The sequence below is a fragment of the Streptococcus mitis genome (assembly GCF_003942775.1).
GTDB lineage: Bacteria > Bacillota > Bacilli > Lactobacillales > Streptococcaceae > Streptococcus > Streptococcus mitis_CN.
Map to the genome: position 1 here is coordinate 288,295 of NZ_RJNX01000003.1, position 22,133 is coordinate 310,427.

The window sequence follows — 22,133 nt, forward strand, 5'->3', positions numbered from 1 at the left end:
AGAAAAAGGTGAACAAATGAAAAAAATATTAATTGTAGATGATGAAAAACCAATCTCGGATATTATCAAGTTTAATATGACCAAGGAAGGTTACGAGGTTGTAACTGCTTTTAATGGTCGTGAAGCGCTAGAGCAATATGAAGCAGAGCAACCAGATATTATTATTCTGGATTTGATGCTTCCAGAAATTGATGGTTTAGAAGTTGCTAAGACTATTCGCAAGACTAGTAGTGTACCTATTATCATGCTTTCAGCTAAAGACAGCGAATTTGATAAGGTTATCGGTTTAGAGCTTGGAGCGGATGACTATGTGACAAAACCCTTCTCAAATCGTGAGTTACAGGCGCGTGTTAAAGCTCTTCTTCGTCGTACGGACTTGGTTTCTGTAGATAATCAAGAATCAGATGAAAAGAAAACCCAACCTTTGCAAATTGGGGACTTGGAGATTGTACCAGATGCCTATGTGGCTAAAAAATATGGTGAAGAACTAGACTTGACCCACCGTGAATTTGAGCTATTGTACCACTTGGCTTCTCATATTGGTCAAGTGATTACCCGTGAACACTTGCTTGAAACGGTCTGGGGTTATGATTATTTCGGAGATGTTCGGACTGTTGACGTAACTATCAGACGTTTGCGTGAGAAGATTGAAGATACACCTAGTCGTCCAGAGTATATCCTAACACGTCGTGGTGTTGGTTATTATATGAGAAATAATGATTGAATTGATTAGAAAAAATATTCTTACTAGTGATTTTGTCTTCATTTTAATTTTATTGGGTTTTATCTTGATTGTTACCTTGCTTTTGCTAGAAAATCGGCGAGATAATATTCGGTTGAAGCAAATTAATCAAAAAGTTAAAGACTTGATTGCAGGAGATTATTCTCAGGTATTGGATATGCAGGGAAGCTCTGAAATCACTAATATTACCAATAATCTTAATGATTTATCAGAAGTAATCCGTTTGACCCAAGAAAATCTGGAACAAGAGAGTAAACGATTGAATAGTATCCTCTCATACATGACAGATGGTGTCCTCGCAACCAATCGTCGTGGCAAGATTACTATGATTAATGACATGGCCAAGAAACAGCTAGGTGTTCAGAAAGAAGATGTTCTTAATAAGAGCATTCTAGAGTTGCTTAAGATTGAAGATGAATACGAACTTCGTGATTTGATTACCCAGATTCCTGAGCTTATGATTGATTCTCAGGATGCTAATGGTGAATATCTGAGCCTTCGTGTACGCTTTGCCTTGGTCCGTCGAGAATCTGGCTTTATCTCAGGTCTGGTTGCCGTTTTACACGATACGACGGAGCAGGAGAAGGAGGAACGCGAGCGGAGACTCTTTGTATCCAACGTTAGTCATGAGTTACGGACGCCTCTGACTAGTGTAAAATCCTATCTGGAAGCCTTGGATGAGGGTGCCTTGTCAGAACCTGTCGCACCAGACTTTATCAAGGTGTCTCTAGACGAAACCAACCGTATGATGCGGATGGTGACAGATCTCCTCCATCTTTCACGGATTGATAATGCAACTAGTCACCTAGATGTGGAATTAATCAATTTCACTGCCTTTATAACCTTTATCCTCAACCGTTTTGATCAGATAAGAGGGCAGGATGAAGAGAAGAAATACGAACTAGTGAGAGATTATCCCATTACCTCAGTTTGGATAGAGATTGATACAGATAAGATGACTCAGGTGATTGATAATATTCTTAATAACGCTATTAAATATTCTCCAGATGGTGGGAGAATCACAGTGACCATGAAAACAACGGATGATCAGATGATTTTATCCATTTCAGACCAAGGATTGGGGATACCAAAGCAAGATTTACCACGTATCTTTGACCGTTTTTATCGTGTGGATCGTGCTAGAAGTCGTGCCCAAGGTGGTACTGGTTTAGGACTAGCTATCGCTAAAGAGATTATCAAACAACATAAGGGATTTATTTGGGCCAAGAGTGAATACGGTAAGGGATCAACATTTACCATTGTGCTCCCTTATGATAAGGATGCAGTAAAAGAAGAAGTATGGGAGGATGAAGTAGAAGACTAGAATGAGTGACACAGGCTTTAAATACAGTATTTTAGCGTCGGGTTCCAGTGGAAATTCCTTTTATCTGGAAACCCCAAAAAAGAAGCTTTTAGTGGATGCAGGCTTGTCGGGCAAGAAAATTACCAGCCTACTTGCTGAAATTAATCGCAAACCAGAAGACTTGGATGCCATCTTGATTACCCATGAGCATTCTGACCATATCCACGGTGTGGGTGTTTTAGCTCGCAAGTATGGTATGGATTTGTATGCCAATGAAAAGACCTGGCAGGCTATGGAAAATAGCAAGTATCTTGGCAAGGTGGATTCTTCGCAAAAGCATATCTTTGAAATGGGCAAAACCAAAACCTTTGGAGATATCGACATTGAGAGTTTTGGTGTTAGCCATGATGCGGTTGCACCGCAATTCTATCGCTTTATGAAGGATGATAAGAGTTTTGTCATGCTGACTGATACAGGTTATGTTAGTGATCGAATGGCAGGAATTGTCGAAAATGCAGATGGCTATCTTATCGAGTCCAACCATGATGTAGAGATTTTGCGAGCAGGTTCTTACGCTTGGCGACTCAAACAACGAATCCTATCGGATCTGGGTCACCTTTCTAACGAGGACGGTGCTGAAGCTATGATTCGTACACTTGGGAATCGTACTAAGAAAATCTACCTTGGTCACTTGTCTAAGGAAAACAATATCAAGGAGCTGGCTCACATGACCATGGTCAATCAGCTAGCACAAGCTGATCTGGGAGTCGGAGTAGACTTTAAGGTTTATGATACCTCACCAGATACCGCAACACCATTGACAGATATATAAAAAAGAAGGCGGGGGCCTTCTTTTTTATATATCTAGTAGAAATTTGGTGTGGTATAATGTTTACAAATGATATAGGAGAAGTAGTGTGAAAAGAAAATGGTTATTTAAGGATTACTATGATACAACGATTATCATACTTGCGTTAATCTCTGTTATTCTGGTATTGCTTGGATTTGCTGAGATGGTCGATTTGGACAATCCTCCGTACAACATTATTGATTTACTACTTTGGGGTGTTTTTGTGGTAGATTATGGCTGGCGGTTCTTTTTAAGTAAAGGGAACTGGCGATTCATAATTGAAAATATCTTTGATCTGCTAGCTATCCTGCCTTTAAATGCTATTTTTACAGTGTTTCGATTAGGACGTATCTTTCGCCTAGCAAGGCTGACAAAATTACTGAAACTGACTCGTTTACTTAGAATAATTGGACTTACATGTAAATTAGAAAGAAAAATTAGTAGATTCTTACGGACAAATGGCTTGATTTATATCTTATATGTTAATATCTTTATCGTGCTAGTAGGAAGTTCAATTTTATCTGTAGTTGAAGAAAAATCCTTCTCAGATAGTCTTTGGTGGGCTCTTGTGACAGTAACCACTGTTGGTTATGGTGACATTGTTCCAGTTTCCCTTTTTGGGAAATGGCTAGCAGTTTTACTGATGCTTGTCGGTATTGGAACAATAGGAATGTTAACGAGTGCCTTGACGAACTTTTTTGTAAAAGATAATTCAGATGAACAGATAAAACTTGATAAACTCCAAGATGAATTGTCCAGTCAGAGAATGTTACTAGAGAGACAATCCGAGAAGATAGAAGAACTACATAGAATGATACAAGATTTGCTTGAAAAAAGGTAATTTTGACCATTTAAAAACCACTCGATGAGTGGCTTTTTTACAATCCTGCAAATTCTTTGATTTCTTGTGCTGACATTGAAGAGTCGCAACGGACATTGATTTGTCCATCCGCAATGTGAACAAAGCCTGGTACAGTTGGGATTCCGTAGCGTGAGCGGAATGCTTGCAATTCATTAAGTTGGCTTGGTTCTTCACTATTGATGAAGTAGATGTGGGCTTTAGTTTCAGCTACGACACCTGCCAATGTACCTGCGAATTTACGGCAGTAAGGGCAAGTTTTGCGACCGATAAAGAAAGTTGCAGTTTCTTTTTTATCAAGAGCTTCTTGCGCACGCGCAACTGTAGTGACTTCAAGGTCTTTGATATTATCTAAAAATTGTTCCATGAGATTACCTCGCTTTCATTGATAAGTCTAGTATGCCATAAAGTTTCTAAAATTGCTTAGATTTGATACGAAAAAAAGATGAGATTGGTTTGTCTCATCTTTTATAGGATTTTATTTTACAAAAGCATTGATTTCTGCTTCGATGTTAGCAATCTTAGCTTGTGATTCTTCGTTAGTTTCACCTACAACTGCAATGTAGAACTTGATTTTTGGTTCTGTACCTGAAGGGCGAACTGCAATCCATGAACCGTCAGCAAGTGTATATTTCAAAACATCACTTGGAGGAGTTGTCAAGTTTGTAACAGTTCCGTCAGCAGCAGTAGCAGTTTGAGCCTTGAAGTCTTCTACGACAGTGATAGCTGTTGTGTTCCATTCTTTTGGAGCATTGTTACGGAATTTAGCCATAATCGCTTTGATTTGTTCAGCACCATCGACACCTGAAAGGGTAACAGAGATAGTTTTTTCTGCGTAGTAGCCGTACTCTTTGTAGATTTCTTCGATACCGTCAGCAAGTGTCAAACCGCGTGAACGGTAGTAGGCAGCAAGCTCAGCAACGACGAGAACAGCTTGGATAGCGTCTTTATCACGTACGAATGGTTTAATCAAGTAACCGAAGCTTTCTTCAAATCCCATCATGTAAGTGTGGTTGTGTTTTTCTTCGAATTCTTGGATTTTTTCAGCGATGAATTTGAAACCAGTCAAGACGTTGAACATAGTTGCGCCGTAGCTTTCAGCAATCTTCGTTACCAAGTCAGTTGATACGATAGATTTACATAGGGCTGCATTTTCAGGAAGAGTTCCAGCGTTTTTGTGGGCTTCCAATATGTATTTAGCCATGATAGCACCGATTTGGTTACCTGAAAGGTTGAGGTAGCTACCATCTTTTTGAAGAACTTCAACACCAACACGGTCAGCGTCAGGGTCAGTTGCGACAAGAACATCCGCACCAACTTGACGACCAAGTTCTTCAGCAAGGGCAAAGGCTGCTTGGCTTTCTGGGTTTGGAGATTTTACAGTTGAGAAGTCAGGGTCAGCAGTTGCTTGTGCTTCAACGACTTGAACTGAGTCAAATCCTGCTTGGGCAAGAGCACGACGAGCCAACATTTCACCAGTACCATGAAGTGGTGTATAGACAATTTTCATGTCTTTACCAAATTCTTCAATCAAGGCTGGGTTGATGTTTACGTCCTTAACCTCTTTAAGGTATTCTACGTCAACAGCTTCGCCGATAACTTCAATCAAGCCAGAAGCTTTTTCAGCTTCCACATCAGCAACTTCAACTGCAAATGGGTTTTCGATAGCACGGATATAAGTAGTCAACGCGTCCGCATCGTGTGGAGGCATTTGTCCACCGTCTTCACCGTAAACCTTGTAACCGTTAAATGGAGCAGGGTTGTGGCTGGCTGTGACCATAATACCTGCGAAACAGTTGAGGTGACGAACTGCAAATGAGAGTTCTGGAGTTGGACGAAGGCTTTCAAATACATAAGATTTGATACCATGTTTAGCAAGAACTGCAGCAGATTCAAAGGCAAACTCTGGTGAGAAGTGACGGCTATCGTAGGCGATTGCCACACCACGTTCTTTTTCATTTCCACCTTTAGACTCAATCAAACGAGCCAATCCTTCAGTAGCTTGGCGAACAACGTAGATGTTGATGCGGTTTGTACCAGCACCAATCAAGCCACGCATACCCGCAGTACCAAATTCAAGATTTGTATAGAAGGCATCTTCCTTAGTTTTTTCGTCCATATTTTCCAAATCTTGACGAAGGTAGTCAGGAAGCTCCGCAAAATCAACCCATTTCTGGTAATTTTCTTGGTAAGACATTGAAATTCTCCTTTTTGTAAATTGTTTTAACCGTTCACATTATAGCACTTTTTAGCGTTTTAGTAAAACGGTAGCATAATTTTCAGAAAAGTAGTGACATATGCCGGTTTATCAAGTCTTGAATGCCTTAGGGAAACATGCTATACTGTTTGTATGATTATTTTACAAGCTAATAAAATTGAACGTTCTTTTGCGGGAGAGGTTCTTTTTGATAATATTAACCTACAAGTTGATGAACGTGATCGGATAGCCCTTGTTGGGAAAAATGGTGCAGGTAAGTCTACTCTTTTAAAGATCTTAGTTGGAGAAGAGGAGCCAACTAGTGGAGAAATCAATAAGAAAAAAGATATTTCTCTGTCTTACCTAGCCCAAGATAGCCGTTTTGAATCTGAAAATACCATCTACGATGAGATGCTGCATGTCTTTGATGACTTGCGTCGGACTGAGAAACAACTACGTCTGATGGAGTTGGAGATGGGTGAAAAGTCTGGTGATGATTTGAATAAACTGATGTCAGATTACGACCGCTTATCTGAGAATTTTCGCCAAGCAGGTGGCTTTACCTATGAAGCTGATATACGAGCTATTTTGAATGGATTCAAGTTTGATGAGTCTATGTGGCAGATGAAAATTGCCGAGCTTTCTGGTGGTCAAAACACTCGTCTAGCACTAGCTAAAATGCTCCTTGAAAAGCCAAATCTCTTGGTCTTGGACGAGCCAACCAACCACTTGGATATTGAAACCATTGCCTGGCTAGAAAATTACTTGGTAAACTATAGCGGTGCCCTCATTATTGTCAGTCACGACCGTTACTTCTTAGACAAGGTTGCGACAATTACGCTGGATTTGACCAAGCATTCCTTGGATCGTTATGTGGGCAATTACTCTCGTTTTGTTGAATTAAAGGAGCAGAAGCTAGCTACTGAAGAAAAAAACTATGAAAAGCAACAAAAGGAAATCGCTGCTCTGGAAGACTTTGTCAATCGCAATCTAGTTCGAGCTTCAACGACTAAACGTGCCCAATCCCGTCGTAAACAACTAGAAAAAATGGAGCGTTTGGACAAGCCAGAAGCTGGTAAGAAATCAGCCAATATGACCTTCCAGTCTGAAAAAACGTCTGGTAATGTTGTATTGACTGTTGAAAATGCGGCTATTGGCTATGATGGAGAAATATTGTCAGAGCTTATCAACCTAGACCTTCGTAAGATGAATGCTGTCGCTATCGTTGGTCCAAATGGAATCGGCAAGTCAACCTTTATCAAGTCTATTATGGACCAGATTCCTTTTATCAAGGGTGAAAAGCGCTTTGGTGCCAATGTTGAGGTCGGTTACTATGACCAAACCCAAAGCAAGCTGACACCAAGTAATACTGTACTGGATGAACTCTGGAATGATTTTAAACTGACACCAGAAGTTGAAATCCGAAACCGTCTAGGTGCCTTCCTTTTCTCAGGAGATGATGTTAAAAAATCAGTTGGCATGCTGTCTGGTGGGGAGAAAGCGCGTTTGCTTCTTGCTAAATTATCTATGGAAAACAACAACTTCTTGATTCTGGATGAGCCAACCAACCACTTGGATATTGATAGCAAGGAAGTGTTGGAAAATGCCTTGATTGACTTCGAAGGAACTCTTCTCTTCGTCAGCCACGACCGTTACTTTATCAATCGTGTAGCAACTCATGTTTTGGAATTGTCTGAGAATGGTTCGACTCTTTACTTGGGTGATTACGACTACTATGTTGAGAAGAAAGCAGAAGTAGAAATGACTCAGGCTGAGGAAGCTTCAACTAGCAATCAAGCAAAAGAAGCAAGTCCAGTCAATGACTATCAAGCTCAGAAAGAAAGTCAAAAAGAAGTTCGCAAACTCATGCGACAAATCGAAAGTCTAGAAGCTGAAATTGAAGAGCTAGAAAGTCAAAGCCAGGCCATTTCTGAACAAATGTTGGAAACCAACGATGCCGACAAACTGATGGAATTACAGGCTGAACTGGACAAAATTAGCCACCGTCAGGAAGAAGCGATGCTTGAATGGGAAGAATTATCGGAGCAGGTGTAAAATGGAACATCTTGGAAAGGTATTTCGTGAATTTCGAACAAGTGGAAATTATTCTTTAAAGGAGGCGGCAGGGGAGTCCTGTTCAACTTCTCAGTTATCTCGCTTTGAGCTTGGGGAGTCTGACCTAGCAGTCTCACGTTTCTTTGAGATTTTGGATAACATTCATGTAACAATCGAAAATTTCATGGATAAGGCTAGGGATTTCCATAATCATGAACATGTTGCCATGATGGGACAAATTGTACCCCTTTACTACTCAAATGATATTGCAGGTTTTCAAAAGTTTCAAAGTGAACAACTTGAAAAGGCTAAGAGTTCGACAAATCCACTCTATTTTGAGCTGAACTGGATTTTGCTACAAGGTCTTATTTGTCAAAGAGATTCGAGTTATGATATGAATCAGGATGATTTGGATAAGGTAGCAGATTATCTCTTCAAAACAGAAGAATGGACCATGTATGAGTTGATTCTTTTCGGGAACCTCTATAGTTTCTACGATGTGGACTATGTCACTCGAATTGGAAGAGAAGTTATGGAGAGGGAGGAATTTTACCAAGAGATTGGTCGCCATAAGAGATTAGTGTTAATTTTGGCCCTCAATTGTTACCAGCATTGTTTAGAGCATCTTTCTTTTGACAATGCAAGCTATTTTGAGACTTATACAGAGAAGATTATTGGTAAAGGTATTAAGCTTTATGAGCGTAATGTTTTCCATTATTTAAAAGGCTTTGCCTTATATCAAAAAGGACAGTGTAAAGAAGGCTGTAAGCAGATGCAAGAGGCCATGCATATTTTTGATGTGCTAGGTCTTCCAGAGCAAGTAGCCTATTATCAGGAACACTACGAAAAATTTGTCAAAGATTAATTTTCCCAAATAAGGGAAAAAATAAAAAGCTCCTTTCGGTTTTGATACAATAGTTTCAAAATTTGAGAGGAGTTTTTATATGAATCGCTATGCAGTACAGTTGATTAGCCGTGGAGCTGTTAACAAGATAGGGAATATGCTCTATGATTATGGAAATAGTGTCTGGTTGGCTTCCATGGGAACTATCGGACAGACAGTTTTAGGAATGTATCAGATTTCTGAACTCGTCACATCCATTCTGATCAATCCCTTTGGTGGAGTTATTTCAGACCGATTTTCTCGTCGTAAGATTTTAATGGCGGCAGACCTTGTTTGTGGAATTCTTTGTCTGGCTATTTCTTTCATAAGGAATGATAGCTGGATGATTGGGGCTTTGATTTTTGCCAACATTGTTCAGGCTATTGCTTTTGCCTTTTCTAGACCTGCAAATAAGGCCATTATCACAGAATTGGTAGAGAAGGATGAACTGGTCCTCTACAATTCTCGTTTGGAGTTGGTCTTGCAGGTTGTCAGTGTGAGTTCTCCTGCACTCTCTTTTCTGGTCTTACAATTCGCAAGTCTTCGCATTACCTTGGTATTAGATGCCCTTAGTTTTTTTCTCGCTTTTGGTTTGGTAGCCTTGCTTCCAAAGAAAGAAGAGAAGACTTTGGGTGAAAAGAAACTCACATTCAGAGTTATTTTTTCTGATATCAAGGAGGGGGTTCACTATATTGTGAAGCAAAAGGAAATCTTCTTTTTATTAGTCATGGCTTCAAGTGTCAATTTTTTCTTCGCAGCCTTTAATTATCTCCTTCCCTTTTCAAATCAGCTATATGGAGTACAAGGTTCCTATGCCACTATTTTGACAATGGGTGCTATCGGATCTATTGTTGGGGCTTTGTTAGCTAGTAAGATTAAAGCTAGTATGGAAAAGCTTTTGTTGTTATTAGCTCTGACTGGACTTGGAGTGATGATAATGGGATTCGACTTCCCCACCTATCTTGCTTTTTCAGGGAATTTCATTTGTGAACTATTTATGACGATTTTCAATATTCACTTTTTTACTCAAGTACAAACCAAGGTTGATGGTGAATATCTGGGCAGAGTCCTTAGTTCGATTTATACCTTAGCTATACTATTTATGCCAATTGCAACAGGTTTAATGACCTTGCTTCCAAGTGTTCATCTTTATTCTTTCTTGATTATAGGACTAGGAGTTGTTGCTTTATCTTTCTTAGCTCTAGGCTATGTACGAACTCATTTTAAAAAAGAGATATAAGTATGTTTGAGTTTTAAAAATAATTCCAATCTAAGTGTTTTTTCCGCCCTTCTCGTTTGTGAGAAGGGCTTAATTTATGGTAAAATAGTTTTATGAATAAAAGAATGAATGAGTTGGTCGCCTTGCTCAATCGCTATGCGACTGAGTACTATACCAGCGATAATCCCTCGGTTTCAGACAGTGAGTATGACCGCCTTTACCGAGAGTTGGTTGAGTTAGAAACTGCCTATCCAGATCAAGTGCTAGCAGACAGTCCTACCCATCGTGTTGGTGGCAAGGTTTTAGATGGTTTTGAAAAATACAGTCATCAGTATCCTCTTTATAGTTTGCAGGATGCTTTTTCACGTGAGGAGCTTGAAGCTTTTGATGCGCGTGTTCGTAAGGAAGTGGCTCATCCGACCTATATTTGTGAGCTGAAAATTGATGGCTTGTCTATCTCGCTTACTTATGAAAAGGGGATTTTAATTGTTGGTGCAACACGTGGAGACGGTTCTGTTGGGGAGAATATCACGGAAAACCTCAAGCGTGTTAAGGACATTCCTTTGACCTTGCCAGAAGAACTAGATATCACAGTTCGTGGGGAATGTTATATGCCACGCTCTTCTTTTAACCAGGTTAACCAAGCTCGCCAAGAAAGTGGAGAGCCTGAATTTGCCAATCCTCGTAATGCGGCAGCAGGCACCCTTCGGCAGTTAGATACAGCAGTAGTAGCCAAGCGTAATCTTGCTACCTTCCTCTATCAAGAAGCTAGTCCTTCAACTCGTGATAGCCAAGAAAAGGTTTTGAAGCACCTAGAACAACTAGGTTTTGTGGTCAATCCTAAGCGAATCTTGGCTGAAAATATAGATGAAATCTGGGATTTTATTCAAGAAGTAGGACAAGAACGGGAAAATCTGCCTTATGATATCGATGGAGTGGTGATCAAGGTCAATGATTTAGCAAGCCAAGAAGAACTCGGTTTTACCGTCAAGGCTCCAAAGTGGGCAGTAGCCTACAAGTTTCCTGCTGAGGAAAAAGAAGCTAAACTCTTATCAGTTGATTGGACAGTAGGTCGTACTGGAGTTGTCACGCCAACTGCAAATCTCACACCAGTACAACTAGCTGGTACAACTGTTAGCCGTGCGACCCTGCACAATGTGGATTATATTGCTGAAAAAGATATCCGCAAAGACGACACGGTTATCGTCTATAAGGCTGGAGATATCATCCCTGCCGTTTTACGTGTGGTAGAATCCAAACGGGTTTCTGAAGAAAAACTAGATATCCCTACAAACTGTCCAAGTTGTGACTCTGATTTGTTGCACTTTGAAGATGAAGTAGCCCTGCGTTGTATCAATCCGCGTTGCCCTGCCCAAATCATGGAAGGTTTGATCCACTTTGCTTCTCGTGATGCTATGAATATTACAGGCCTTGGTCCATCAGTAGTTGAAAAACTCTTTGCTGCTAATTTAGTCAAGGATGTGGCGGATATTTATCGTTTGAAAGAAGAAGATTTCCTCCTTTTAGAGGGGATTAAGGAGAAGTCCGCTGCTAAACTGTATCAGGCCATTCAAGCATCAAAGGAAAACTCAGCTGAGAAACTCTTGTTTGGTTTGGGAATTCGTCATGTCGGAAGCAAGGTCAGTCAGTTGTTACTTCAACATTTTCATTCAATCGAAAATCTGGCTCAGGCAGATCCAGAGGAAGTGGCTAGTATTGAGAGTCTGGGTGGTGTGATTGCCAAGAGTCTTCAGACTTACTTTGCTACAGAAGGCTCTGAAATTCTCCTCAGAGAATTGAGAGAAGCTGGGGTCAATCTGGACTATAAAGGTCAGACTGTAGTGGTAGATGCAGCCTTGTCAGGCTTGACCGTTGTATTGACTGGAAAATTGGAGCGACTCAAGCGCTCAGAAGCTAAAAGTAAACTCGAAAGTCTGGGTGCCAAAGTGACAGGCAGTGTTTCTAAAAAGACCGACCTCGTCGTGGCAGGAGCAGATGCTGGAAGTAAACTGCAAAAAGCACAAGAACTTGGTATTGAAGTTCGAGATGAAGCTTGGCTCGAAAGTTTGTAAAGAATAGTAGAAGGCTAGATGTTAGATAGTCTGAAACTGTCTATCCTGAAGTGTTTTGACATGAATTGAGTCTATCTTGAGTCAGAAATTAAATTGCTGAATCTATCAGCACCACATAAAAAATTAAATTAAAATTAGAAATTAGGAAAAGAAATGTTAAATTACCCTGTAGTCATCCATTTTCATCGAAAAAACGGGGATTATGCAGCCTGTTCATTTAGTAGAAAACAGGCGGACAATGTTGAAAAATTGTATTATGAAAATAACTTTTTTGGAGCAAAGTTCTCCTTCACAGTTACAAGTCAAGAAAAGTTAGAAAACCTGAAGTTTTCTGTCGAGATTGATGGGACAGTTAAGGAATATTCCGTGCGTTATAACTACTATCCGCTTCTGACAGAAGTTTGGATTTTAGAGGGCGACGAGACTGTTTATTATTCTGAAAACCCAGCCATTGCTAGTCCTTACTACAAAGATCAAAATCCATTTGCTTTTGATAGAGCAATACATAGCGCTAGTTTTGATCACCACTGGGGCTACCAAGGAGAACTAGGTTACAGTCTTTCAGATTATCAGACTAGCTTTAAACTTTGGGCTCCTACGGCTACTGCTGTACAGGTGGTTGTCTACGAAAATACCAGCAACGACGCTCCGATTTGGAAAACCTTTAATCTAGAGCGTGGTAATAGCTATTCATACAGTCATAAGTACAATACCATTGGTGTTTGGAGTCTAGACTTAGATGAAAATCTTGCTGGCAAGGCTTATCAGTATCAGATTGACTTTCCTCACCACCAGACTGTGACGAGAGATCCTTACACGATTGCCACAAGTCCTGACGGCAAACGTTCCGTAATTCTTTCTCATCAAGACAGACAAGTAGAAGGATTTGTGGTCAAACATGGAACAGAAGCGCCTTGGCGTTTGGAAAATCCATGTAAAGCAGTTATCTGTGAAATGCATATCCGAGATTTAACCAAATCTCCGACCTCTGGAGTTGCAGAGCATCTCCGTGGAACCTTCCTTGGTGCTGCCCAGACTGGAACTGTAAACCAATTCGGACAAGCAACCGCCTTTGACTATATCAAAGAACTTGGCTGCAACTATGTTCAACTCCAGCCTATCTTTGATCGCCATAAGGAATACGATGAGGATGGAAATGTAACCTATAACTGGGGTTATGACCCTCAAAACTACAATGCACCAGAACCAAGTTTTTCTAGTAATCCAGATGATCCAGGGCAGGTCATTCGTGATTTGAAGACCATGGTTCAAGCCTATCACGATGCGGGGATTGGTGTCATTATGGACGTGGTTTATAATCACACCTTTTCAACGGTTGATGCACCTTTCCAAACAACTGTCCCTGATTACTACTATCGTATGAATCCAGACGGTACCTTCCAGAATGGAACAGGTGTTGGAAATGAAACAGCCAGTGAACACGAAATGTTCCGCAAGTACATGATTGATTCTCTTCTATACTGGGTACAGGAATACAATATTGACGGCTTCCGTTTTGACTTGATGGGTATTCATAATGTCAAAACCATGCAAGCGATTCGTTGGGCGCTAGATGAGGTTGATCCCCGTATTATCACTTATGGAGAAGGCTGGGATATGGGAACAGGTCTTGCACCTTATGATAAGGCCAAGAAGGATAATGCCTACCAAATGCCAAATATCGGATTCTTCAATGATAATCAGCGTGATGCGGTCAAAGGAGGAGAAGTTTATGGTGCAATCAAGTCAGGATTTGTAAGTGGTGCAGCCACTGAACCAATCATTGCCAAGGCCATTCTTGGTAGCCGAGAATTGGGTTCTTATCTCAGTCCAAACCAGGTTCTCAACTATGTTGAAGCCCATGACAATTACAATCTTCATGATTTGTTGGCGACTCTTCATCCTGATCAAAGTTCAGACCAGATTATGCGCAAGGTTGAGACGGCGACAGTAATGAACCTTCTCATGCAAGGAATGTCCTTTATGGAAATTGGCCAAGAATTTGGTCGAACCAAATTAATTCCGACGGGTGAACATGGACAACTCACTTCGGCAGACCGAGAACGTGCTATGAATAGTTACAAGGCTCCTGACAGTGTTAACCAAATAAACTGGGATTTAATCAATGAAAGACAAGAAAGCATTGACTTTGTCCGTCAAATTATTCGACTGAAAACACAGACTAGCGCCTTTTCTTATCCTACATACGAAGAAGTTTACCGTCATGTCTTTGTTCACACAGCTGCAGAAAATAGCGGATGGATTGTTTACGAGATTCACGGGGGGCCAGAACATCTATTGGTAGTATTCAATGCCAAGGGAACTTCCTTATACTTTGAAAATGCAGGAAATCTAGAAATGCTTGTGACCAATAGTCGTTCGAAACAAGAAAATGTCATTGATGATACTAGTGTCGCAGTGCTAAAAGTACTCTCTTAAATGCATAAACTAAAAAGGGTTAGATTGTCTAATCCTTTTTATCATTTATAAGTTTTCAATGAAGATTAGAATCAAGTTTCAAATAGTTTGAAAAACCAAGCTTGTGAAAATAATCTCAAAAAAATTGCAAAAAGGGTTGTAATTTTCTGAAAATTTGGTAAAATATATCTTAATCATTTTCAGGAGGACGAGAATTTGACAAGATATCAGAATTTAGTAAATGGAAAATGGAAATCAGCTGAAAAAGAAATTACGATTTATTCACCAATAAACCAAGAAGAATTAGGGACTGTTCCAGCTATGACTCAGGCAGAAGTAGATGAGGCTATGAAAGCTGCGCGTGCAGCCCTGCCAGCTTGGCGAGCTTTATCAGCAGTTGAACGTGCGGCTTATTTGCACAAAACAGCAGCTATTTTAGAACGTGATAAGGAAGAAATTGGTACTATACTTGCCAAAGAAGTGGCAAAGGGAATTAAAGCAGCTATTGGAGAAGTGGTGCGTACCGCAGACTTGATTCGCTATGCTGCTGAGGAAGGTCTCCGTATCACTGGACAAGCAATGGAAGGTGGCGGTTTTGAAGCAGCAAGTAAAAATAAATTGGCCGTTGTTCGTCGCGAGCCAGTTGGTGTCGTGCTGGCTATCGCTCCCTTTAATTATCCAGTTAATTTATCTGCTTCTAAAATTGCACCTGCCTTGATTGCAGGGAATGTAGTCATGTTTAAGCCACCAACACAAGGTTCTATTTCTGGGCTCTTGTTGGCTAAAGCGTTTGAAGAAGCAGGGATTCCGGCTGGTGTTTTCAATACCATTACGGGTCGTGGTTCAGAAATTGGGGATTATATCATTGAACACAAAGAAGTCAACTTCATCAACTTTACAGGTTCAACTCCTATCGGAGAACGTATTGGTCGTTTAGCTGGTATGCGTCCAATCATGTTGGAGCTTGGTGGGAAAGATGCAGCCTTAGTACTAGAAGATGCAGATTTGGAACATGCTGCCAAGCAAATTGTTGCGGGTGCCTTTAGCTATTCAGGTCAACGTTGCACAGCCATTAAACGTGTTATTGTTATCGAAAGTGTAGCAGATACACTAGCTGCTTTGCTTCAAGCAGAGGTTACTAAATTAACAGTTGGCGATCCATTCGACAATGCTGATATCACACCAGTTATCGACAATGCTTCAGCAGACTTTATTTGGGGCTTGATTGATGATGCACAAGAAAAAGGTGCTCAGGCTCTTACACCAATCAAACGCGAAGGCAATCTTCTATGGCCAGTGCTTTTTGACCAAGTTACAAAAGATATGAAAGTGGCATGGGAAGAGCCATTTGGTCCTGTTTTACCAATTATCCGTGTGGCTAGTGTAGAGGAAGCCATTGCCTTTGCCAACGAATCTGAATTCGGCCTTCAATCCTCAGTCTTTACAAATGATTTCAAAAAAGCATTTGAAATTGCTGAAAAACTTGAAGTGGGTACAGTTCATATAAATAATAAAACCCAGCGTGGTCCAGATAATTTCCCATTCCTTGGTGTCAAAGGTTCTGGCGCTGGAGTGCAAGGAATTAAATATAGTATTGAAGCGATGACAAATGTCAAATCCATTGTTTTTGATGTGAAATGAAATGTAAAATCAGGAGATTCGTTTCCTGATTTATTTTTTTACTTAAAATTATATTTTTTGTTAGCTAAATAACGAACTTTGTGATAGTATTATTAAAAAACAATTCGTTTTCAAAGCGTTTCTGAAAATTTCTTGATTTACAAGTGAACACATCAGTGAATTTGTTGAAGACTTTCAAAAGATTTTTTTGCAAATTCCGTAATTTACTTGAATCTTCCCTAAAAAGGTAGTATAATAAATCTATAGAAAACGCTTACAGAGTTAGGAGGGTGTATGGATAAGAATAATGCTTTAAAAACCTTTATGACAGGTGAAAATTTTCACCTCCAGCACTATCTGGGAGCTCATAGGGAAGAAAAAAATGGAGAGTATGGCTATACTTTTCGTGTGTGGGCGCCTAATGCTCAGGCTGTTCACTTGGTAGGGGATTTCACCAATTGGGTTGAAAATCAAATTCCAATGGAACGAAATGAATTTGGGATCTGGGAAGTCTTTACCACTCTTGCTCAAGAAGGCCAAATTTATAAGTATCATATCACACGATCAAACGGTCATCAGTTGATGAAGATTGACCCTTTGGCTGTAAGGTATGAGGCACGACCTGGTACTGGGGCTATTTTAACAGAGATTCCAGAAAAGAAATGGAAGGATGGTCTCTGGCTAGCCCGTAGAAAACGCTTGAGCTTTGAAGAGCGTCCTGTCAATATTTACGAGGCTCATGCTGGCTCTTGGAAGAGAAATCCTGATGGCAGCCCCTATAGTTTTTCTCAATTGAAAGATGAACTTATTCCTTACTTGGTTGAGATGAACTATACTCACATTGAGTTTATGCCTTTGATGTCTCACCCACTAGGTTTGAGTTGGGGCTATCAGCTTATGGGTTACTTTGCTCTAGAGCATGCCTATGGTCGTCCTGAAGAATTTCAAGATTTTGTTGAGGAATGTCACTTAAACAATATTGGGGTTATTGTAGACTGGGTACCTGGTCATTTCACCATTAATGATGATGCCTTAGCTTATTATGATGGGACACCGACTTTTGAGTACCAAGACCATAATAAGGCTCATAACTATGGTTGGGGCGCTCTCAATTTTGACCTTGGAAAAAATGAAGTCCAGTCCTTCTTGATTTCTAGTATTAAGTTTTGGATTGACTTTTACCATCTAGATGGTATTCGTGTGGATGCTGTCAGCAATATACTCTATTTAGACTACGATGATGCTCCATGGACACCTAATAAAGATGGTGGCAATCTCAACTATGAGGGATATTATTTCCTTCAACGCTTGAATGATGTGATTAAACTAGTTCATCCAGATGTGATGATGATCGCAGAAGAAAGTTCGTCAGCAACCAAGATTACGGGAATGAAAGAGCTTGGTGGTCTAGGATTTGACTACAAGTGGAATATGGGCTGGATGAATGATATCCTCCGTTTCTACGAAGAAGATCCGATTTACCGTAAATATGACTTTAATCTGGTGACTTTCAGCTTTATGTATGTCTTCAAGGAAAACTATCTCCTACCATTCTCGCACGATGAAGTGGTTCATGGCAAGAAGAGTATGATGCACAAGATGTGGGGAGATCGCTACAATCAATTCGCAGGTTTGCGCAATCTCTACACTTACCAAATTTGTCACCCAGGTAAAAAATTGCTCTTCATGGGTAGTGAATATGGGCAATTCCTAGAATGGAAATCTGAAGAGCAGTTGGAATGGTCTAACCTAGAAGATCCAATGAATGCTAAGATGAAGTATTTCACTTCTCAGCTAAATCAGTTTTACAAAGACCACCGCTGTCTGTGGGAAATTGATACCAGCTATGATGGAATTGAAATCATCGATGCGGATAATAGAGACCAGAGTGTTCTTTCCTTCATCCGTAAGGGTAAGAAGGATGATATGTTAGTCTGTATCTTTAATATGGCACCTGTTGAACGAAAAGATTTTACAATCGGACTTCCTGTTGCAGGGATTTACGAAGAAGTTTGGAATACTGAGTTAGAAGAGTGGGGAGGCGTTTGGAAAGAACATAATCAAACTGTGCAAACGCAAGAAGGACTATGGAAAGATTATGAGCAGACCTTGACCTTTACCCTACCGGCTATGGGAGCAAGTGTTTGGAAAATCAAACGTCGCTTGAAACCTACTAAAACCGTCACAAGTAAAAATCAAAAAGGAGTAGAAAATGAAGAATGAAATGTTAGCTTTGATTCTTGCTGGTGGGCAAGGAACTCGTCTCGGTAAACTCACTCAAAGCATTGCAAAACCAGCTGTGCAATTTGGTGGGCGCTACCGTATCATTGACTTTGCTCTTTCAAACTGTGCCAACTCAGGCATCAACAATGTTGGAGTCATTACACAGTACCAACCACTTGCTCTCAACAACCATATTGGTAATGGTTCAAGCTGGGGACTAGACGGTATCAATTCTGGTGTCTCTATTCTTCAACCTTATTCTGCAAGTGAAGGAAATCGTTGGTTTGAGGGGACTAGCCACGCTATTTACCAAAATATTGATTATATCGACAGTGTCAATCCTGAGTATGTCTTGATTCTATCTGGGGACCATATCTACAAAATGGATTATGATGATATGCTCCAGTCTCACAAAGATAATAATGCCAGCTTGACAGTAGCGGTTTTAGACGTCCCTCTTAAAGAAGCTAGTCGTTTTGGTATTATGAACACAGATGCCAATAACCGCATTGTTGAATTTGAAGAAAAACCAGCTCAACCTAAATCTACAAAAGCTTCTATGGGAATTTACATTTTTGATTGGCAACGTCTGCGCAATATGCTTGTTACTGCTGAAAAGAGCAATGTCGATATGTCAGACTTCGGTAAGAATGTCATTCCAAATTACCTTGAGTCAGGTGAAAGTGTCTATGCATATGAGTTTAATGGCTACTGGAAAGATGTTGGTACTATTGAGTCACTTTGGGAAGCTAACATGGAATATATTTCACCAGAAAATGCCTTGGATAGCCGTAACCGTCAATGGAAGATTTACTCAAGAAACTTAATTTCACCACCAAACTTCCTTGGGGCAAATGCTCATGTGGAAGATTCCTTGGTTGTCGATGGCTGTTTCGTAGATGGAACTGTTAAACATTCTATCCTCTCAACAGGTGCGCAAGTTCGCGAAGGGGCAGAAGTAGTAGATTCAGTTATCATGAGTGGTGCAATTGTCGGTCAGGGAGCTAAAATCAAACGTGCCATTATTGGTGAAGGTGCAGTTATTTCTGATGGTGTCGAAATTGATGGAACAGAAGAAGTACAAGTTGTAGGATATGATGAAGTAGTGGGGGTAGCAACAGATGAAGATTGATAAATATTCTGCCATTTTAGGAAACACAGTTGGTTTTCATGATATGTCAACACTGACAGACCACCGTCCAGTAGCTAGTTTGCCATTTGGTGGTAAATATCGCTTGATTGACTTCCCGCTTTCAAGTCTTGCTAATGCTGGTGTCCGTAGTATTTTTGGTATTTTCCAACAAGACAATATCAGCTCAGTCTTTGACCATATCCGTTCAGGACGTGAGTGGGGCTTGTCAACTCTTCTTAGCCACTATTATCTAGGTATTTACAATACTCGTGTGGAAAGTAGTACAGTTGGAAAAGAATACTACCAACAACTTCTTACTTACTTGAAACGTTCTGGCTCAAACCAAACAGTTTCACTCAACTGTGATGTTTTGATTAATATTGATTTGAACCAAGTTTTCCATCTACATAGTACAACAAAAGGGCCTATCACTGTAGTTTATAAAAAACTAGCTAAGAAAGACATTTCAGAAGTAAACGCAATCTTGGAAGTGGATGAAACAGACCATGTTCGTTCTCATAAACTCTTTGATAGTAAATCATCAGATGAAGTTTACAATATGTCGACAGATATCTTTGTCGTTGATACCCCTTGGTTGATTGAACGCTTAGAAGAAGAGGCTAAGAAAGAACATCCAGAGAAGTTGCGCTATGTTTTACGGGATTTGGCTGCAAAAGAAGGGGCTTTTGCCTACGAGTACACAGGCTACCTAGCCAACATTCATTCTGTAGAGTCTTATTATAAAGCGAATATCGATATGCTTGAATCGCAAAAGTTCTATTCTCTCTTCTCACCAAACCAAAAGATTTATACAAAGGTCAAAAACGAAGAGCCAACTTACTATGCCAATACATCTAAGGTAAGTACTTCTCAGTTTGCTTCTGGTAGTATTGTTGAAGGTCAAGTGGCTAATTCTGTTTTATCACGTAATATTCATGTCCATAAGGATAGCTTGGTTAAAGATAGCATCTTATTCCCTCGTGTTGTTATTGGAGAAGGTGCTCAGGTAGAATACGCTATATTGGACAAGGGTGTTGAAGTTGCGGATGGAGTAGTGATCCGTGGAACTGCAGAACATCCAGTCGTCGTTAAGAAAGGTGCTAAAGTAACAGAGGATATTCATTCATGAAAATTTTATTTGTAGCAGCAGAGGGTGCACCCTTTTCAAAAACAGGTGGTTTGGGAGACGTCATTGGCGCTCTTCCAAAATCACTGGTAAAAGCTGGGCACGAAGTTGCAGTGATTTTACCCTACTATGACATGGTAGAGGCTAAATTTGGAAATCAGATTGAAGATGTTCTTCATTTTGAGGTGAGCGTCGGTTGGCGCAGACAGTACTGTGGGATTAAGAAAACCGTCTTAAACGGTGTAACCTTCTACTTTATTGACAACCAATATTATTTCTTCCGTGGCCATGTTTACGGTGATTTTGACGATGGGGAACGCTTCGCTTTCTTCCAACTGGCTGCCATTGAGGCTATGGAAAGGATTGACTTTATCCCTGACCTTCTCCATGTTCATGACTACCATACAGCCATGATACCTTTCTTGTTAAAGGAAAAATACCGTTGGATTCAAGCCTATCAAGGAATTAAAACTGTTTTAACCATTCATAATTTAGAATTCCAAGGACAATTTTCAGAGGGAATGTTATGGGATTTGTTTGGAGTCGGCTTCGAACGTTATGCTGATGGTACCCTTCGCTGGAATAACTGTCTGAACTGGATGAAGGCAGGTATTCTCTATGCGGACCGTGTTTCAACAGTTTCGCCTAGTTATGCTCATGAAATTATGACCAGTCAGTTTGGATGTAACTTGGATCAGATTCTTCGAATGGAATCTGGCAAGGTATCTGGTATCGTGAATGGGATTGATGCTGACCTGTATAATCCTCAGACGGATGCTCTTTTAGACTATCATTTTAGTCAAGAAGATTTGTCTGGGAAAGACCAAAACAAGGCAAAATTGCAAGAGAGAGTTGGCTTGCCAGTTAGAGCTGATGTTCCACTGGTGGGAATTGTTTCTCGTTTGACACGTCAAAAAGGTTTTGATGTCGTGGTCGAAAGTCTTCACCATATCTTGCAAAATGATGTTCAGATTGTTCTTTTGGGAACTGGAGATCCAGCCTTTGAAGGTGCTTTCTCGTGGTTTGCTCAGATTTACCCAGACAAGCTATCAGCAAATATCACTTTTGATGTCAAACTAGCTCAAGAAATCTACGCTGCTTGTGACCTCTTCCTCATGCCAAGTCGTTTTGAACCATGTGGCTTGTCTCAAATGATGGCGATGCGTTATGGAACCTTGCCATTGGTCCATGAAGTTGGTGGCTTGCGAGATACCGTTCGCGCTTTCAATCCAATCGAAGGAAGCGGTACGGGCTTTAGCTTTGACAATCTATCTCCTTATTGGTTAAATTGGACTTTCCAAACAGCATTGGACTTGTATCGAAACCATCCTGACGTTTGGAGAAAACTACAAAAACAAGCTATGGAGTGTGATTTCTCATGGGATACAGCCTGCAAATCATACCTTGACTTGTACCATAGCTTAGTTAATTAAT

Annotated in this window: 16 protein-coding genes; 14 read left to right on the forward strand and 2 right to left on the reverse strand. The window is 40.3% G+C overall.

Annotation, left to right across the window (positions count from 1 at the left end):
* Nucleotides 1-16: 16 nt before the first annotated feature.
* The 4 genes from yycF to D8848_RS06045 all read left to right on the forward strand — a co-directional run bounded on the left by yycF (nucleotide 17) and on the right by D8848_RS06045 (nucleotide 3,736).
* Nucleotides 17-724 carry a response regulator YycF gene (gene yycF, locus D8848_RS06030; protein ID WP_000722078.1) on the forward strand — a complete coding sequence of 236 codons (708 nt, stop codon included), beginning with the start codon at nucleotides 17-19 and terminating at the stop codon, nucleotides 722-724.
* Nucleotides 717-2,066 (forward strand): cell wall metabolism sensor histidine kinase VicK, encoded by a 1,350-nt coding sequence (gene vicK, locus D8848_RS06035; protein ID WP_125443188.1) that lies wholly within the window; start codon nucleotides 717-719, stop codon nucleotides 2,064-2,066. Before yycF ends, vicK begins: the two co-directional genes overlap by 8 nt.
* A 1-nt stretch (nucleotide 2,067) precedes the next feature.
* On the forward strand, nucleotides 2,068-2,877 hold the full coding sequence (locus D8848_RS06040) for an MBL fold metallo-hydrolase (RefSeq protein WP_033685150.1): 810 nt from the start codon (nucleotides 2,068-2,070) through the stop codon (nucleotides 2,875-2,877).
* A gap of 85 nt (nucleotides 2,878-2,962) precedes the next feature.
* Nucleotides 2,963-3,736, forward strand: a complete 774-nt coding sequence (locus D8848_RS06045) for a potassium channel family protein (RefSeq protein ID WP_125443189.1) — start codon at nucleotides 2,963-2,965, stop codon at nucleotides 3,734-3,736.
* 37 nt (nucleotides 3,737-3,773) lie between these two features.
* Here the strand turns inward: D8848_RS06045 and D8848_RS06050 are convergent, their stop codons facing one another.
* Both D8848_RS06050 and D8848_RS06055 read right to left on the reverse strand, forming a co-directional pair.
* Nucleotides 3,774-4,121, reverse strand: a complete 348-nt coding sequence (locus D8848_RS06050; RefSeq protein ID WP_023944304.1) for a thioredoxin — start codon at nucleotides 4,119-4,121, stop codon at nucleotides 3,774-3,776.
* A gap of 111 nt (nucleotides 4,122-4,232) precedes the next feature.
* Complete coding sequence (locus D8848_RS06055; RefSeq protein WP_004254235.1) at nucleotides 4,233-5,951, reverse strand: phospho-sugar mutase; 1,719 nt, start codon at nucleotides 5,949-5,951, stop codon at nucleotides 4,233-4,235.
* Nucleotides 5,952-6,104: 153 nt separating this feature from the next.
* Between D8848_RS06055 and D8848_RS06060 the strand changes: the two genes are divergently transcribed.
* From D8848_RS06060 to glgA, 10 genes are all read left to right on the forward strand, one after another.
* Nucleotides 6,105-8,006, forward strand: coding sequence for an ABC transporter ATP-binding protein (locus D8848_RS06060; RefSeq protein WP_125443190.1), 1,902 nt, complete (start codon nucleotides 6,105-6,107; stop codon nucleotides 8,004-8,006).
* Nucleotide 8,007: 1 nt separating this feature from the next.
* Nucleotides 8,008-8,871, forward strand: coding sequence for an Rgg family transcriptional regulator (locus D8848_RS06065; protein WP_125443191.1), 864 nt, complete (start codon nucleotides 8,008-8,010; stop codon nucleotides 8,869-8,871).
* 79 nt (nucleotides 8,872-8,950) lie between these two features.
* Nucleotides 8,951-10,129 (forward strand): MFS transporter, encoded by a 1,179-nt coding sequence (locus tag D8848_RS06070; RefSeq protein WP_125443192.1) that lies wholly within the window; start codon nucleotides 8,951-8,953, stop codon nucleotides 10,127-10,129.
* A gap of 92 nt (nucleotides 10,130-10,221) precedes the next feature.
* The gene (ligA, locus tag D8848_RS06075; RefSeq protein WP_125443193.1) at nucleotides 10,222-12,180 is read left to right on the forward strand and encodes an NAD-dependent DNA ligase LigA; all 1,959 of its coding nucleotides are present in this window, start codon (nucleotides 10,222-10,224) and stop codon (nucleotides 12,178-12,180) included.
* A gap of 153 nt (nucleotides 12,181-12,333) precedes the next feature.
* Nucleotides 12,334-14,619, forward strand: a complete 2,286-nt coding sequence (gene pulA, locus D8848_RS06080) for a type I pullulanase (protein ID WP_045611745.1) — start codon at nucleotides 12,334-12,336, stop codon at nucleotides 14,617-14,619.
* Nucleotides 14,620-14,814: 195 nt separating this feature from the next.
* A complete protein-coding gene (locus D8848_RS06085) occupies nucleotides 14,815-16,239 on the forward strand; it encodes an NADP-dependent glyceraldehyde-3-phosphate dehydrogenase (protein WP_000199367.1) in 1,425 nt (474 codons plus the stop codon).
* A gap of 273 nt (nucleotides 16,240-16,512) precedes the next feature.
* A complete protein-coding gene (gene glgB, locus D8848_RS06090) occupies nucleotides 16,513-18,441 on the forward strand; it encodes a 1,4-alpha-glucan branching protein GlgB (RefSeq protein WP_125393289.1) in 1,929 nt (642 codons plus the stop codon).
* Nucleotides 18,431-19,573 (forward strand): glucose-1-phosphate adenylyltransferase, encoded by a 1,143-nt coding sequence (locus D8848_RS06095; protein WP_049491443.1) that lies wholly within the window; start codon nucleotides 18,431-18,433, stop codon nucleotides 19,571-19,573. The genes glgB and D8848_RS06095 overlap by 11 nt, the downstream gene beginning before the upstream one ends.
* Complete coding sequence (glgD, locus tag D8848_RS06100) at nucleotides 19,563-20,702, forward strand: glucose-1-phosphate adenylyltransferase subunit GlgD (protein ID WP_049491441.1); 1,140 nt, start codon at nucleotides 19,563-19,565, stop codon at nucleotides 20,700-20,702. Before D8848_RS06095 ends, glgD begins: the two co-directional genes overlap by 11 nt.
* Nucleotides 20,699-22,132 carry a glycogen synthase GlgA gene (gene glgA / locus D8848_RS06105; protein ID WP_084953872.1) on the forward strand — a complete coding sequence of 478 codons (1,434 nt, stop codon included), beginning with the start codon at nucleotides 20,699-20,701 and terminating at the stop codon, nucleotides 22,130-22,132. The genes glgD and glgA overlap by 4 nt, the downstream gene beginning before the upstream one ends.
* Nucleotide 22,133: the final 1 nt, after the last annotated feature.

Coding starts and splice junctions, on each gene's coding strand:
- yycF (WP_000722078.1), top strand. CDS start 17: ATGAAAAAAATATTAATTGTAGATGATGAAAAACCAATCTCGGATATT.
- vicK (WP_125443188.1), top strand. CDS start 717: ATGATTGAATTGATTAGAAAAAATATTCTTACTAGTGATTTTGTCTTC.
- D8848_RS06040 (WP_033685150.1), top strand. CDS start 2,068: ATGAGTGACACAGGCTTTAAATACAGTATTTTAGCGTCGGGTTCCAGT.
- D8848_RS06050 (WP_023944304.1), bottom strand. CDS start 4,121: ATGGAACAATTTTTAGATAATATCAAAGACCTTGAAGTCACTACAGTT.
- D8848_RS06055 (WP_004254235.1), bottom strand. CDS start 5,951: ATGTCTTACCAAGAAAATTACCAGAAATGGGTTGATTTTGCGGAGCTT.
- D8848_RS06060 (WP_125443190.1), top strand. CDS start 6,105: ATGATTATTTTACAAGCTAATAAAATTGAACGTTCTTTTGCGGGAGAG.
- D8848_RS06065 (WP_125443191.1), top strand. CDS start 8,008: ATGGAACATCTTGGAAAGGTATTTCGTGAATTTCGAACAAGTGGAAAT.
- D8848_RS06070 (WP_125443192.1), top strand. CDS start 8,951: ATGAATCGCTATGCAGTACAGTTGATTAGCCGTGGAGCTGTTAACAAG.
- ligA (WP_125443193.1), top strand. CDS start 10,222: ATGAATAAAAGAATGAATGAGTTGGTCGCCTTGCTCAATCGCTATGCG.
- pulA (WP_045611745.1), top strand. CDS start 12,334: ATGTTAAATTACCCTGTAGTCATCCATTTTCATCGAAAAAACGGGGAT.
- glgB (WP_125393289.1), top strand. CDS start 16,513: ATGGATAAGAATAATGCTTTAAAAACCTTTATGACAGGTGAAAATTTT.
- D8848_RS06095 (WP_049491443.1), top strand. CDS start 18,431: ATGAAGAATGAAATGTTAGCTTTGATTCTTGCTGGTGGGCAAGGAACT.
- glgD (WP_049491441.1), top strand. CDS start 19,563: ATGAAGATTGATAAATATTCTGCCATTTTAGGAAACACAGTTGGTTTT.
- glgA (WP_084953872.1), top strand. CDS start 20,699: ATGAAAATTTTATTTGTAGCAGCAGAGGGTGCACCCTTTTCAAAAACA.